Origin of the sequence: Phyllobacterium sp. 22552, assembly GCF_052044585.1 — a bacterium.
Taxonomy (GTDB): domain Bacteria; phylum Pseudomonadota; class Alphaproteobacteria; order Rhizobiales; family Rhizobiaceae; genus Phyllobacterium; species Phyllobacterium ifriqiyense.
The window spans coordinates 183,953-196,532 of sequence record NZ_JBQENG010000002.1; the positions used below are offsets into that span (position 1 = coordinate 183,953).

The 12,580-nt window shown below is 52.8% G+C and carries 13 protein-coding genes and 1 tRNA gene; 9 read left to right on the forward strand and 5 right to left on the reverse strand.

Annotation, left to right across the window (positions count from 1 at the left end; translation table 11 throughout):
* Positions 1 to 86 precede the first annotated feature (86 nt).
* Positions 87 to 1,223, forward strand: coding sequence for a GNAT family N-acetyltransferase (locus ACTJI9_RS05000; RefSeq protein WP_440806429.1), 1,137 nt, complete (start codon positions 87 to 89; stop codon positions 1,221 to 1,223).
* On the opposite strand, the gene ACTJI9_RS05005 is transcribed toward ACTJI9_RS05000, so the two are convergent.
* Positions 1,220 to 3,385 (reverse strand): GumC family protein, encoded by a 2,166-nt coding sequence (locus tag ACTJI9_RS05005; protein WP_440806432.1) that lies wholly within the window; start codon positions 3,383 to 3,385, stop codon positions 1,220 to 1,222. The genes ACTJI9_RS05000 and ACTJI9_RS05005 overlap by 4 nt on opposite strands.
* A gap of 220 nt (positions 3,386 to 3,605) precedes the next feature.
* Between ACTJI9_RS05005 and ACTJI9_RS05010 the strand changes: the two genes are divergently transcribed.
* From ACTJI9_RS05010 to ACTJI9_RS05030, 5 genes are all read left to right on the forward strand, one after another.
* Positions 3,606 to 4,127, forward strand: a complete 522-nt coding sequence (locus ACTJI9_RS05010) for a polysaccharide biosynthesis/export family protein (protein ID WP_336441926.1) — start codon at positions 3,606 to 3,608, stop codon at positions 4,125 to 4,127.
* 9 nt (positions 4,128 to 4,136) lie between these two features.
* The gene (locus tag ACTJI9_RS05015) at positions 4,137 to 5,273 is read left to right on the forward strand and encodes a glycosyltransferase (RefSeq protein ID WP_440806435.1); all 1,137 of its coding nucleotides are present in this window, start codon (positions 4,137 to 4,139) and stop codon (positions 5,271 to 5,273) included.
* A 45-nt stretch (positions 5,274 to 5,318) separates the two neighbouring features.
* Positions 5,319 to 6,857, forward strand: a complete 1,539-nt coding sequence (locus ACTJI9_RS05020; RefSeq protein WP_336441882.1) for an undecaprenyl-phosphate glucose phosphotransferase — start codon at positions 5,319 to 5,321, stop codon at positions 6,855 to 6,857.
* Positions 6,854 to 8,095 carry an O-antigen ligase family protein gene (locus tag ACTJI9_RS05025; RefSeq protein ID WP_440806440.1) on the forward strand — a complete coding sequence of 414 codons (1,242 nt, stop codon included), beginning with the start codon at positions 6,854 to 6,856 and terminating at the stop codon, positions 8,093 to 8,095. Before ACTJI9_RS05020 ends, ACTJI9_RS05025 begins: the two co-directional genes overlap by 4 nt.
* Positions 8,096 to 8,308: 213 nt before the next feature.
* On the forward strand, positions 8,309 to 8,491 hold the full coding sequence (locus ACTJI9_RS05030; protein WP_307284217.1) for a hypothetical protein: 183 nt from the start codon (positions 8,309 to 8,311) through the stop codon (positions 8,489 to 8,491).
* An 11-nt stretch (positions 8,492 to 8,502) separates the two neighbouring features.
* On the opposite strand, the gene ACTJI9_RS05035 is transcribed toward ACTJI9_RS05030, so the two are convergent.
* The 3 genes from ACTJI9_RS05035 to ACTJI9_RS05045 form a co-directional block, all read right to left on the reverse strand.
* Positions 8,503 to 9,225, reverse strand: coding sequence for a pentapeptide repeat-containing protein (locus ACTJI9_RS05035; protein WP_307284213.1), 723 nt, complete (start codon positions 9,223 to 9,225; stop codon positions 8,503 to 8,505).
* A gap of 156 nt (positions 9,226 to 9,381) precedes the next feature.
* Positions 9,382 to 9,458, reverse strand: a tRNA-Pro gene (locus ACTJI9_RS05040).
* A 180-nt stretch (positions 9,459 to 9,638) separates the two neighbouring features.
* Positions 9,639 to 9,917, reverse strand: coding sequence for a DUF982 domain-containing protein (locus ACTJI9_RS05045; protein WP_115051712.1), 279 nt, complete (start codon positions 9,915 to 9,917; stop codon positions 9,639 to 9,641).
* A 368-nt stretch (positions 9,918 to 10,285) separates the two neighbouring features.
* Here ACTJI9_RS05045 and ACTJI9_RS05050 point away from each other — a divergent pair, with 368 nt between their 5' ends.
* From ACTJI9_RS05050 to ACTJI9_RS05060, 3 genes are all read left to right on the forward strand, one after another.
* The gene (locus tag ACTJI9_RS05050; protein ID WP_307284208.1) at positions 10,286 to 10,990 is read left to right on the forward strand and encodes a DUF899 family protein; all 705 of its coding nucleotides are present in this window, start codon (positions 10,286 to 10,288) and stop codon (positions 10,988 to 10,990) included.
* Positions 10,991 to 11,141: 151 nt separating this feature from the next.
* Positions 11,142 to 11,393 carry a hypothetical protein gene (locus ACTJI9_RS05055; RefSeq protein WP_336441887.1) on the forward strand — a complete coding sequence of 84 codons (252 nt, stop codon included), beginning with the start codon at positions 11,142 to 11,144 and terminating at the stop codon, positions 11,391 to 11,393.
* 17 nt (positions 11,394 to 11,410) lie between these two features.
* Positions 11,411 to 11,740 carry a hypothetical protein gene (locus tag ACTJI9_RS05060; protein WP_440806443.1) on the forward strand — a complete coding sequence of 110 codons (330 nt, stop codon included), beginning with the start codon at positions 11,411 to 11,413 and terminating at the stop codon, positions 11,738 to 11,740.
* A 26-nt stretch (positions 11,741 to 11,766) separates the two neighbouring features.
* Here ACTJI9_RS05060 and ACTJI9_RS05065 read toward each other — a convergent pair whose 3' ends face one another.
* The gene (locus ACTJI9_RS05065) at positions 11,767 to 12,324 is read right to left on the reverse strand and encodes a MerR family transcriptional regulator (RefSeq protein ID WP_115052180.1); all 558 of its coding nucleotides are present in this window, start codon (positions 12,322 to 12,324) and stop codon (positions 11,767 to 11,769) included.
* Between the last annotated feature and the right edge of the window lie 256 nt (positions 12,325 to 12,580).

The window sequence follows — 12,580 nt, forward strand, 5'->3', positions numbered from 1 at the left end:
ATAGTTATTGCTCCAATAGAGCATAGTGAATGCTGATGATATATCGAATACCTTCGTCGTAAATCGTCTTTTCGTGGAACGCAAGAATGAACCATCGGCAGCTTGAAGCAAAAATACTGATCGATGGCCGTGATGTTGAGGCTGCCTGGTTTGAACTTGGTGCCGATTTCATCTCGGGAGCCTCGCAAACGCCGCGTTGGCTTGCGCTTTGGCAATCTCTGGTCAATCGCGATTGCCTTGTCGCGGCGCTTTATTGCGAGGAGCAACCTGTTCTTATCCTGCCGCTGGAAATCCGGCAAACCGGGCCGCTACGTATCGCGATATATGCTGGCGGTCCTCATGCGAATTGCAATTTTCCCGCCATTTTGCCGGGTCAAAACATTACGGCGGACGCGCTTCGTTTGCTCTTCGATGCCCTGCACCATGCGCGTCCCGATATCGACCTTGTATCGCTGACCCGTCAGATGGGCGAACTCGGCGGCTTTGCAAATCCCCTGATAAAAATTCCAAGCAGGGTTAACGCAAATATAAGCCTTGCCATCACGTTGGATGGAAATTTCGAGACGGTTCTCGCCAAGGGCAATGCGAAGCGCAAAAAGAAAAAGCACAGGCACGATATGCGTCGGTTCGAGGATGCAGGCGGCTTCAGCACCATAACCGCAACAATGCCGGAAGAGACCAATGCGATGCTCGATAATTATTTCGAGCATAAAGCAACGCGTTTGGCGCAGGCGGGGATTAAAAACACTTATGAACCAGCGGGCGTGAAGGACTTCTTCAAGCAGCTTTTTGCGGAGGAAGCCGCCGCATCCTCGCCGCGTTTTCAGTTGAAAGCCTTGAAGGTTGCCGGGCAATATCGTGCAGTCCTTGGAAAATCTTATGCTGCAGATCAGACCTTCATCGATTTCGTTGGAATTGCTGAAGACGAGCTGGTCAGCACGAGCCCGGGCGAGTTTCTGTTCTTTGAAGATATTGCCGCAAGCTGCCAGACCGATTTGCATATTTATAGTTTTGGCATAGGGGATGAACCCTATAAGCGCAGCTGGTGCGATATTGAGCTGCCAACCTATGATACCGATATCAGCCTGACGGCCAAAGGTAGGATTTTCCAGGCATGGCTTCAGGTTCGCCGCAAGCTGGTGCGCATGATGAAGCAGAATGAATTTGTCTGGGCAAAGGTGAAAAAACTGCGCTCCATGTTGCGCGGGGCGCGCCGAAGTTAAACCCGGCGCACGAGCCTGCCAGCTTCCAGCCACAACTCGCCAGGATGGAAGGGCGTCAGCAGATTGGGCTCAAGAAAGCGCGCGTCATAAACGGCTTTTGCAGTGGCAGTCACGTCCGGATCATCCGGGTTGACCACGCCGAGAATAAGCTCTGTGCCCTCAGCTAGCAAATGCTTCAGCTCGGAAACAGTAGACGGGCCGCTATCGACGACCACCAGATCATAGGCAGACTGCAAGGCGGTCAGAATCATTGGCAGACGCCCGACCGATTGCATAGCCTTTACCGGATCATGATTGCCGAGCGGAATAATTTCGGCCTGTGAGTAGTGATCGAGATGAATAACATCGCTGAAGTGTTTTTCAGAGACGAGCAGATCGGTGATGCCGGGTAAGCTACCATTATCCAGCATGGAACGCCCGATCTCCGGCGAACCGGTCATATCAACGAGAATCACGCGTACGCCCCTGTCCGCCAGTTCGCGCACCAGCAGGATCGTCAAGGCGGACGCTTCATCGCCCTCTGGCGAGACGATGATCGCCCTCGCCGCGCCACTTGCCATGATTCGATCAGCGACAATGGCGACACTGGTATGATCGGTTTCTATAGGCTGAAGCGTCTCCGGCATGATCGGCAGCCGAGCAGACTTGTCTGATGCAGATTGAATCTCTTCTGTGGCCGGTACAGCAGCCACTGCCGCTACAGGTGGGGACATGGTTGCGGGCTGATCGATGGGCCGCGCCGGCACTTGATAAGCGCCTGATACAGGACGCAAGGCCCGGCCACTGAACAGCGCGTGGAGAAGGGTCCCAATGCTCAAGATCAACAATGAAGCCACGAAGGCAGCGAGCGTCATCGGAACCTTTTTGGGGAAGTAAGGTTCGATTGGGCGATCCGCGCGAGAGAAAATGCGAGCATCAGCAGGCATGTAGCCCCGATCTGTGCGCGACGATGCCTCGCGGTAACGCGTAAGATAGGATTCGAGCAGTTGGCGCTGGGCCGTCGCTTCGCGTTCCAGCGCCCGCAACTCCACTTCTTCCTCACCGGCCCGCGATGACTGCGCCTTGAGCTGGTTCAGGGAACGATTCAGCTCTGCCTCACGCAAGCGCGCAGTTTCTGCTTCGTTTTCAAGGCTTGCCAGCACCTTGCGCGCTTCGAGGCGTATCTGATTGTTCAAGTCGGCAAGCTGCGAGCGCAATGCCCTTATTCTGGGATGTCCGCTAAGCAGTGAAGCTGAAAGGTCAGCAATATCGTTGTTAAGCTGGACCTGGCGTTCACGCAGCCGCTGGATCAAAGGCGAAGCAATGACATCCGGCAGGGTTTCCGCCTGCGCGCCACTTTGCAATGCTGCCCGTACGCTTGCTGCGCGCGCTTCGCTTGCGGCCCTGTTGGCGCGAACGCGTGACAATTCACTGGAAAGTTCCGAAAGCTGCTGGGTCGCCAGCACCGCATTATTCTGCCCAATCAAGAGATCGGACGAACTGCGATAGGCCGCAACCTTGGCCTCCGCATCCTTGACCCGCTTGCTCAAGTCCGCGATCTCTGGCTGTAGCCAGCCCGTGGCATCCGTATTTATTTCGGACTTCGCCGCCTGCTGCATAGCCATGTATTCATCTGCGATGGCATTGGCGACCGAGGCAGACAAATCCGCATCTTTCGACGAAAATTGGACGACAATAACGCGGGACGCCTGAACACTGTAAACCAGCAGGCGGTCGCGCAGTGCCTGAAGAATATAGTCTGCACGCGTTTCATCGCTCAAATTACGGCCAAGCCCCACACTATCCAGAAGCCTGGACAACATTGAGGGTTCGGCGCTTGCGGTCAGCTCGGCATTTTTTGCCAGATCAAGCTTGGTGATGACGTTGCGCAAAACATCGGATGAACCGATCAATTCAACCTGGCTTTTGATCGCCTCCTGATCAACTACAGGACGATCATCAGTCTGCTGATTGGCCGGACGAGTGAATACGGATTCACGCGCTTCGATAAGGATACGTGTTTCAGCACGATATTTCGGCGAGACCATAGAGAGAGCGATGAAGGTCAGAACGGTGACAAGCAATGTACCAATGATGATGCGACGCTTGTTTTGCCATAGACTGGCAAACAGCGCACCCATATCGATGTCTACATCAGTGCCTGTGGATTTGGCCTGAGCCATGCGATCACCCCATACCATATGCCTTAAGGGTAAAGACTTATGGTAACCACCAAGTTAAGACTTTTGCGCCCAGAACAGCCTTCTCATATCGCGAGCTTTACCAGCCATTAACCCTAATGAATTGATAATGCACCCAGAGAATCGACAAGCGCGTTGCCAAGTTAGGGTCCGAATCGTGTTCAGCAAGCAGATATTTCTGGTATCAATCGGCATTGCCTGCATGACGCTTGGTGGTTGCGCCAGTTATCGCCCAGCGCCGCCTGCATTTAACGAGGCGATCAACAAGCCATATATGCTCGATGCGGGTGACCGAATCCGCCTGACGGTCTTTGAGCAGGACGGCATTACCAACACCTATAGTGTCGATCAGGCAGGCTATATTTCCATTCCGCTGATTGGCAGCGTGCCAGCGCGCGGCAAGACCATCCAGCAGATCGAGGCAGCAGTGGCAGCCAAGCTCAAGCAGGGCTATTTGCGCGAGCCCGATGTTGCCGTCGAGATTGATCGCTATCGGCCCATCTTCATCATGGGCGAAGTGGGCGCTGCAGGCCAATATTCTTATGTTCCGGGCATGACCGCCCAGAAAGCCATTGCTGCCGCGGGTGGATTTAGCGCTCGCGCCAATCAAGGCGACGTCGATATTACGCGGCAATTTAATGGTGAAAGCCTCACCGGGCGTGTGACTATCTCAGATCAGGTATTGCCCGGCGACACGATCTACGTGCGCGAACGCTTTTTCTGATCGGCGCACATGAAGACCAGCCGGTCACTCCGTATTGTTCATTGCTTCAGGGCTCCCGTAGGTGGCGTCTTTCGGCATGTCCGCGATCTGGTTGCTGCGCAGAATGCCGCGGGGCATCAAGTTGGCGTAATCTGCGACGCAACAATTGGAAGCGAACTTGAGGAACAACTCCTCGCCGAACTTGGCGTCGGGCTGGCTTTGGGACTAACGCGTATTCCAATGCAAAGGCAGATTGGGTTCCGCGATGCCGTAGCGGCATTCAGGACATACAAGATAATCAAGAAATTGAAGCCTGAGATTCTGCATGGGCACGGCGCCAAAGGCGGCACCTATGCAAGAATATTCGGCTCGCTGTTACGGGTATCTGGTGCAAGCGTTGCCCGTTTTTATTCGCCGCATGGCGGTAGTCTCCATTACGATCCGACGAAACTTTCCGGAAAACTGATTTTCCGGATCGAGCGGCTGATGGAGCGAATGACGGATCGCATTATATTTGTTTCAAAGTTCGAGCGAGAAACCTATGTGCGGAAAGTTGGAGAGCCCCACTGCCCCAATGCTTTGATCCATAATGGGCTGTCCGCACAAGAGTTTGATCCGGTCGTCGAGAACGACAATGCCGCAGATTTTCTCTTCATCGGAGAATTACGCGCGCTGAAAGGGCCCGATATTTTCATTGAGGCTCTTGCAAAGGCCAGCAAAGCAAGCGCGCGGAAGTTTACTGCCGTTATTGTTGGTGATGGGAGAGACCGCGCATCACTGGTGGAACAGGCCGTATTGATACGGGAGCAGACCGATATAAGGTTCCTGCCTCCCATGAAGGCCAGAGACGCTTTCCGCCTTGCAAAAATTGTGGTGGTGCCTTCGCGCGCTGAAGCCTTGCCCTATATTGTTCTGGAGGCATTGGCAGCTGGAAAGGCTTTGATCGCCAGCCGGGTGGGTGGAATTCCAGAAATTCTGGGCGATCAATCGCTAGCACTGGTCAGGCCCGACGCAACCGAACTTGCCCAGAAAATACTAACTGCCATTGGCGATGTTACAGCCTATCGCACCGTCCTGCCGGATATGGACGATCTGAAAAAGAACTTCAGCGCCAGCAGTATGGCAGCCCGGTTGGAAACCGAATATTTCGTTTCACTTGGTCGCTAATTATCAAACCTTTCTTAGTGCCTATATGCTACCTAAGGTAGTATTATGAGAGATAACAACGCAAAACCGAAGCTCACTCGCGAGTCCGTTCGTAATCTGCTGTCTGATGAAGAATCTTCAACGGGCAAAAGCAGCCTGAGCCCTGTCGCCTACACGATTGCGTCACAATATGCGCAATCAACTAACTCGCCGGTTATGATCAGCGGCATCATGCGGATCATCGAGTTCATGATCGTGGCGGTTACGGGCATCGCGATCTATATTTTCTATGTGGGCGCATCGCCGAGCTTGTTTCTGCACTATTTGCTGGCAGTCGTGGTCACCGCAACCGCGACTGTTTTCATGTTGGAGCTGAGCGACAGTTACCAGCTTGCCACGATGCGCGATCCTTTCAGCAAGTTCGGGCGGCTTGTCATCATATGGTCGGGCGTTTTCGCGATGATGTCGCTGGCAGCCTTCTTCCTCAAGATATCCGAAGACTATTCGCGTGTCTGGTTTGGCGCCTGGTTTCTTTGCGGACTGGTTTTGTTTGTTGCATTTCGGCTCATCATGTCCCGGTTGATCCGGCGCTGGGCACGTAATGGCAAGATGGAGCGGCGGGCCGTTCTCGTCGGTGGCGGCAAACCCGCCGAAGACCTCATCCGTTCCATCGAGCAGCAACCCTATAATGATATTCGCATTTGCGGGGTCTTTGACGATCGCGACGCAAAACGTTCACCGCCTATTGTTGCTGGTTACCCGAAGCTTGGTAATATTTCAGAGCTCATCGAGTTTGCGCGGATAGCGCATATCGATATGCTCATCGTTTGCCTGCCTATAACGGCTGAAGAGCGCGTACTCTCGCTTTTGAAGAAGCTCTGGGTGCTGCCGGTCGACATAAGACTATCGGCCCACAACAATCATTTGCAATTCCGCCCACGCGCTTATTCCTATATCGGCTCAGTGGCGATGATCGATCTGTTTGACAAGCCGATCAATGATTGGGACTCGGTCGCCAAACGCGCTTTTGACATCTTCTTCAGTCTCTTCGGCATTCTCGTTTTCAGCCCGATCATGCTGGCTACAGCGCTTGCGATCAGACTGGAAAGCAAGGGTTCTGTCATTTTCAAGCAACAGCGCCACGGCTTCAATAATGAGATCATCGAGGTCTGGAAATTCCGTTCCATGTATACGGAAATGTGCGACCCGACGGCGCGCAACGCAGTTGTCAAAAATGATCCGCGTGTCACTCGTGTGGGTCGTTTCATCCGCAAGACTTCCATCGATGAACTGCCCCAATTTTTCAACTCGCTGATGGGGACCCTGTCGCTTGTCGGGCCTCGTCCTCACGCCATAGCGGCCCACTCCCACAATCTTCTCTACAATGATGTGGTGGATGGCTACTTTGCCCGGCACCGGGTTAAACCAGGCGTGACAGGGTGGGCCCAAATTAACGGCTGGCGCGGAGAGATCGACTCGGACGACAAGATCAAGATGCGCACGGAGTTCGATCTTTATTATATCGAAAACTGGTCGCTTTGGTTTGATTTGAAAATTCTGCTGCTTACCCCTATCCGCCTGCTGAATACGGACAACGCCTATTGAGCACTGTTGCGCATCGCGACTTACCAGGCGGGATAGATCGCGCCACCAAGAACCGCGCGCTCATCCGGCTCATTTCGAATTTTGCGGTAGGTTTCGGTGTATTCCTGAGTGGTTTCGTCATCGACGAACCTGCTCCATACGAACTTTACATGGCGGGCCTGATCGCGATTTGGGCCTTGTTCGGCCTCAGGCTCTCGCAGGTTAGCGGCGCGCTTCTTGCCATATTGGTGATCTTCAATATTGGCGGCGTTATCTCGATGGGACAGATGTCCGATCTGAAAACCGCACCCATGTATCTCGCCGTATCGCTGTTCTTGTCGCTGACGTCCGTCTTCTTCGCTGCCATAGTTAAAAACGACTACCGCGTGCTCAACATCATCTTTGGCGGTTATGTGCTGGCAGCGATATGTACCTCACTGCTCGGCATTCTCGGCTATTTCAATGCCTTTCCCGGTTCAGAGCTCTTTACGCGCTACGGACGGGCGATGGGTGCTTTTCAGGATCCGAATGTTTTCGGGCCATTTCTCATGTTGCCCTTTGCCTGGTTATTGCACGGCATACTGGCGGGAAGTTTGCGCGCCCTGCCCTTGCGCCTCGTACCAATTCTAATTTTGACACTGGCAATCTTTCTCTCATTTTCACGGGCGGCGTGGGGCATGGCGCTGCTCATCATTGCCGGGATGGCGCTGCTGCTGTTCATTCACAACCCCAGCCCGTTGTTTCGCCTGCGGATCATGATCATGGCGATCGTGGCCGTTGCGCTGGCATTGATTGCAATTGTCATCGCATTGCAGATCCCCAGCGTGGCCGAGCTTTTCAATGCGCGCGCACAACTGGTTCAGGATTATGATGATGCGCAGTTCGGTCGCTTCGCCCGCCACTGGTATGGTTTATTAATGTCTATCGACCACCCCCTCGGCATTGGGCCGTTGGAGTTTGGCCCCATCTATGGCGAAGACACACATAATATCTGGCTTAAAGCACTGCTGGATTATGGTTGGATCGGTTTTGCCAGTTATTTGCTGCTCACCATGCTCACTCTCGGACTTGGGTTACGCATCCTTTTCCGTGACCGGCCCTGGCAGCCATATCTCCTATGCGCCTATCTTGCCTACCTCACACATGTGGTGGTGGGAAACGTTATCGATACAGACCATTGGCGCCATTTTTATCTGCTGGTCGGGGTTATATGGGGATGCGTTGCACTTGAGGTGGCAAATAAACGCCAAGAAAAATGACAGTAATACTGCCATTTCCCGCAACTGAAAATAGTACAATGCGCGCGTTTTTAATGAATTGCTGTCGTTTTCTGCAATTGAATGAATCGACTTCAGCTGGTTTTTTAGTTCAATAAGGCATTTCTATAAGCAAAGCCCAGAAACAGGATGAAGGCCATAGTCGATTTTTTAAAAAAGAATAACCCAAACTATTCCACTTCTGATGGTGAACTTATGCAGCAGGCGCTCGATATTGCCGCTGCAAAATTGGGAATTTGCGAAGAGAACAAACATGAGCGCAGTTCACTCATTCGGTTTGTTCGCGCTGCCTTTATCATCGGCAACCGCGATGTGGATGCCATCGCAAGTTTCACTGTGAACGCAATTCTTATCAGGCGCAAAAACTCACATCGCTGACGCCTGCTTGCCTAATCGGGTTGCTCGGGCGGACAAGGCCAATTGGCTGGTGCGGTCAGACCTTGTGGTAGCTTCGTCGCGCTGTCGCCACATGCCAGATCAAGCTGTGCCTGCTGCAGACCCTTGGATGATGAAAGATCAAGTCCTTCTATTCGCGTGCGAAACATGAATGCCTTGTCAAAGTTCAGCGTTCCTTCGGTCGTCGCACCCGTCAGATCAGCGCGCGAGAGATTGGCCAGACTGAAATTGACACCTGAAAGATTGGCCTTCTGGAAAATGGCACGCCCAAGCTCGGCTTTGGCCAAATTGGCCGATGACAAATCCGCCTGCGTGAAATTTGCGCGCTGCAACTCCGAACTGGCGAATGTGGCACTGGCGGCAGACAGTTTGGTGAAATTTGAGCGATAGGCTTCAATACGATTGAAGTTGGCTTTCGTGGCGGACGCCTCGGCGAGCGAAGCTCTTATCAGCGTGGCCTTTTCAAAATTGGCGCTGTTCACATTGGCGGTGCTCAAATCCGTGCCGGTGAAATCGGTTCCCGAAAGATTTGCACCTTCAAGGTTACTTCCAGGGATAATGATGCTGCGCTTGTTGCATTCGCTCCAGTCAAGCCCCGGCTCCGCCATGCTTCCGCATTGTGCAGCAGATGCGCTGCCCGCCACTGCCAAGCCAGCAATAACTGCAAGCAATGCCAATAGACGACGCGCAATTTGAGGATTGGTGACAATACGCATTCATTCGCTCCCATGACCCATTTGACCAGTCATATTATTTAAGTAGCGCTGAGTGTCACAGAATAACAGTGCAAATGGCAAAAAAGGCAGGGCAAGCAATGCCGAACCTTATTCCGCTTTGAAACTATACTAGGCTTTTGTGATTCCTACAGAAAATGGTCGGAGTGGCCGGATTCGAACCGACGACCCCTTGACCCCCAGTCAAGTGCGCTACCGGGCTGCGCTACACTCCGACATTTTCTATAAGTGCGTGGTGCAACCAAGCTTTGCTCAGATGCAAGATACGCAATCACGGCGAAATCCCTAGATTACTGAGCTTTTTATAGCAATACCTAAAGCCAAAGAAATAAGACAAACTCCACACAATGCATGCCATCCAAGGAGCTTGGCGCCGGATGCCAGGCAATTTCGCGTCAGTTCCGGCGCTGGTCGAGGATGGCAGGAGGTTCTTGGCCGACATAGATATTGGCTTCAATTGCGGCTTCAACGAATATCGTCCGCGCGGCACTCACCGAGACAATGCCGGATTGCGCTTCATAGCACGCCACACGCGCTTCCAGATGCAAAGAAGATCTCTTTTTCGGCCAACCATTGAGCAAAAACGCAGCTGCCTCACTTATTGACGAAATAGTTTCGTTCCGACCGGTCTGATTATTTTCCAGGATGACAGGAAGAAATTCAAGGTTAACCATTGGGACCCCATTTAATCCCCTTCTTTTCAGTAAAGGGCTTCCATCCTTGGCAGATGGCCAAGACTGAACTGATTTTCTCATTGGTGAGTCGATATATCCGCCAATACGCGGGCCAGCGTGACGCGAGAGTGACGCGTAATTGTAATCAAATTACCGGCCCATTTTCGTCCAATGCCACAACCCGAAACGCTTATTTTGCAAGGATTTTTTCGCAGTAACTGGGTGGCTGCCTGACATTGTTCCTATCGAAACTTGCCAATAAGTTGATATCAACCTATTGTGGGCTGATGAATCGCATGACGGCCCAACCGGGTTTGAACTCACCTTTCCAGCAGACAGCAGTTTTGACGCATGTGAGGAGATGCCTAATGAACAGCAATGAAACGCTCGTACCCGCACAGGAATTGGCCCTGAAAAATGGTGCACGCTATCCCAATGAAAGCGAAGAATATCGAAAAGCCCGCAATGCCCTGCTTGCGGAGGAGATCGAACTTCGCAGGCATATTGAACGCGTAGCCCAACAACGCCGCGCCTTGCCACTGGGAGGAACAGTGACGGGGCCCTACAAATTTGAGGGAGAAAACGGACCTGCGGACTTTGCCGACCTGTTTGGCGACAAACAAACATTGATCATTTACAGCTATATGTTCGGTCCACAACGCCAAAGACCCTGCCCCATGTGCACATCACTTCTGTCATCCTGGGATGGCGAGGCAAAGGATGTCGGCCAACGCGCCGCACTTGCTGTCGTCGCGCGATCACCCATCGACCGGCTGATCGCTTTCAAGAAAGAGCGCGGCTGGCAGGGCCTCAATCTTTATACTGATCTGACAGGAGACTACAGCCGGGACTATGTCAGCGCGGATGACGAGGACGATACAGCCATCAACGTTTTTACCCGGCGGGACGGCACCATCCGGCATTTTTGGAGTGCCGAAATGGGCGGAGCAACAGCTGATCCGGGGCAAGATCCGCGAGGTGCACCCGATCCCATGCCGCTTTGGACCATTCTGGATATGACACCCGAAGGAAGGGGTAGCGACTGGTATCCCAAACTTGACTACAGAACCTAAGGCTCACAAGCCTTATCAACCGGTACAAACGGACCAGTAGCGCTATGGCAAACATGGCTGCTAAAGCTATGCATTGATCCAGGTGATTAAAATCGGAACATTCGCCGAACCACACCGTTATAGCTCGTGTGTTAAACAGGAGCATTCAACTATGGCGATATTTTCCAAGAACGCAGACGATGTGCAGGGTGACGTAGAGGCGCAGATTGCTGCATTACGCAAGGAAATCTCCAAGATTTCTTCAAGTCTGTCGGATTTGGGCTCCGAGCGGTTTGACGAGGTTCGCCGCGTTGCGGCTAAACAAGCACGTTACGCGGCCGATACCGCAAAGCAAAACCCGGTTGCCACCCTCGCCATCGTAGCAGGGGCAGCATTGTTGATCGGTCTCTTCTCTCGCCGTTAATTTGAAGGATCAGCATCATGGACGATATAGCCGATGCAATTCAAAGTGAGGCAGACAAGGCTCGCCTGAAAAGCGAGATCGCCCAGTTGAAACGCGATCTTGCTGCAATAACGAAAACGCTGGCGGATAAGGGAGCCAGGGTTTTCGATGACCTTACCGACGATGATGACGATGAAGACTATTCCTCGACCGCGCACACAATCCGGCGGCGAGGTATTCAAGCTGCCGGAGCAATCGGTCATCAGGCCAAACGGATCGGTGACATTCCGACCCAAAATTCAATTTCGACATTGGTAATGATCGCCGGTCTCGGCGTTATCATCGGAATGCTGGCAACCCGGCCCTAGTGCCGGGTTCATATGACAGGCAAACTTTAACGAACCTGATCGAGCAGGCGCTTGCATTCAAGAAGATCAAACAATGTTTCCTGCAACAGAGCGCGATTATCTTTCGACAAGCGCTTGCCATCGGCAGCTACAGGCCCTTCATCATCGCCCTTGATCAATCCGAACAGGCGGCGCCCATGTGGCGCCGCTTTTGGCGCGCCCATAACAGCGGCTTCTTCATCAGCATCTGCCCTGCTCTGTTCCGCCGCTAAGGCTTCTTCCTGGCGTGCATGAGCCTGTTTCTGCTGACTGATCGTCTCTGCCGCTGCAATATCACCGCTGCCGAGAGCTATGATGAATTGCGTGCCATTCTCGCGCAGAAGACGCTGAACGCCCTTGATCGTATAACCCTGATCATAAAGAAGATGACGGATGCCCTTGAGCAGATCGACGTCGAGCGGACGGTAATAACGTCGTCCACCGCCCCGCTTCATTGGCTTGATATGCGTGAATCTGGTTTCCCAAAAGCGCAGGACGTGCTGTGGCAAATCCAGATCTTCGGCAACTTCGCTGATGGTTCTAAATGCGTCGGGACTCTTGTCCATGATTCCACCTTTGAGCCAAAGCGTTACTGCACCCTTTGCGCCAGATAGTCCAAGCCTTGCTTTTGCAAGGTCCCAATCCATCCTTATTTTCGCATCGGCTTACCCGAAAACCGGATTCCACTTTTGGCCGATGCTACAGCGCATGGTGCGTTAAGGAGAATTCTGATTCGACGTGTATTTCAGCGGATTATCAGCAATTTTTCAAGCTCAGTCCGAGATCGGCCCACAGCAATCTCGTCCAAGCATGCATGATAAT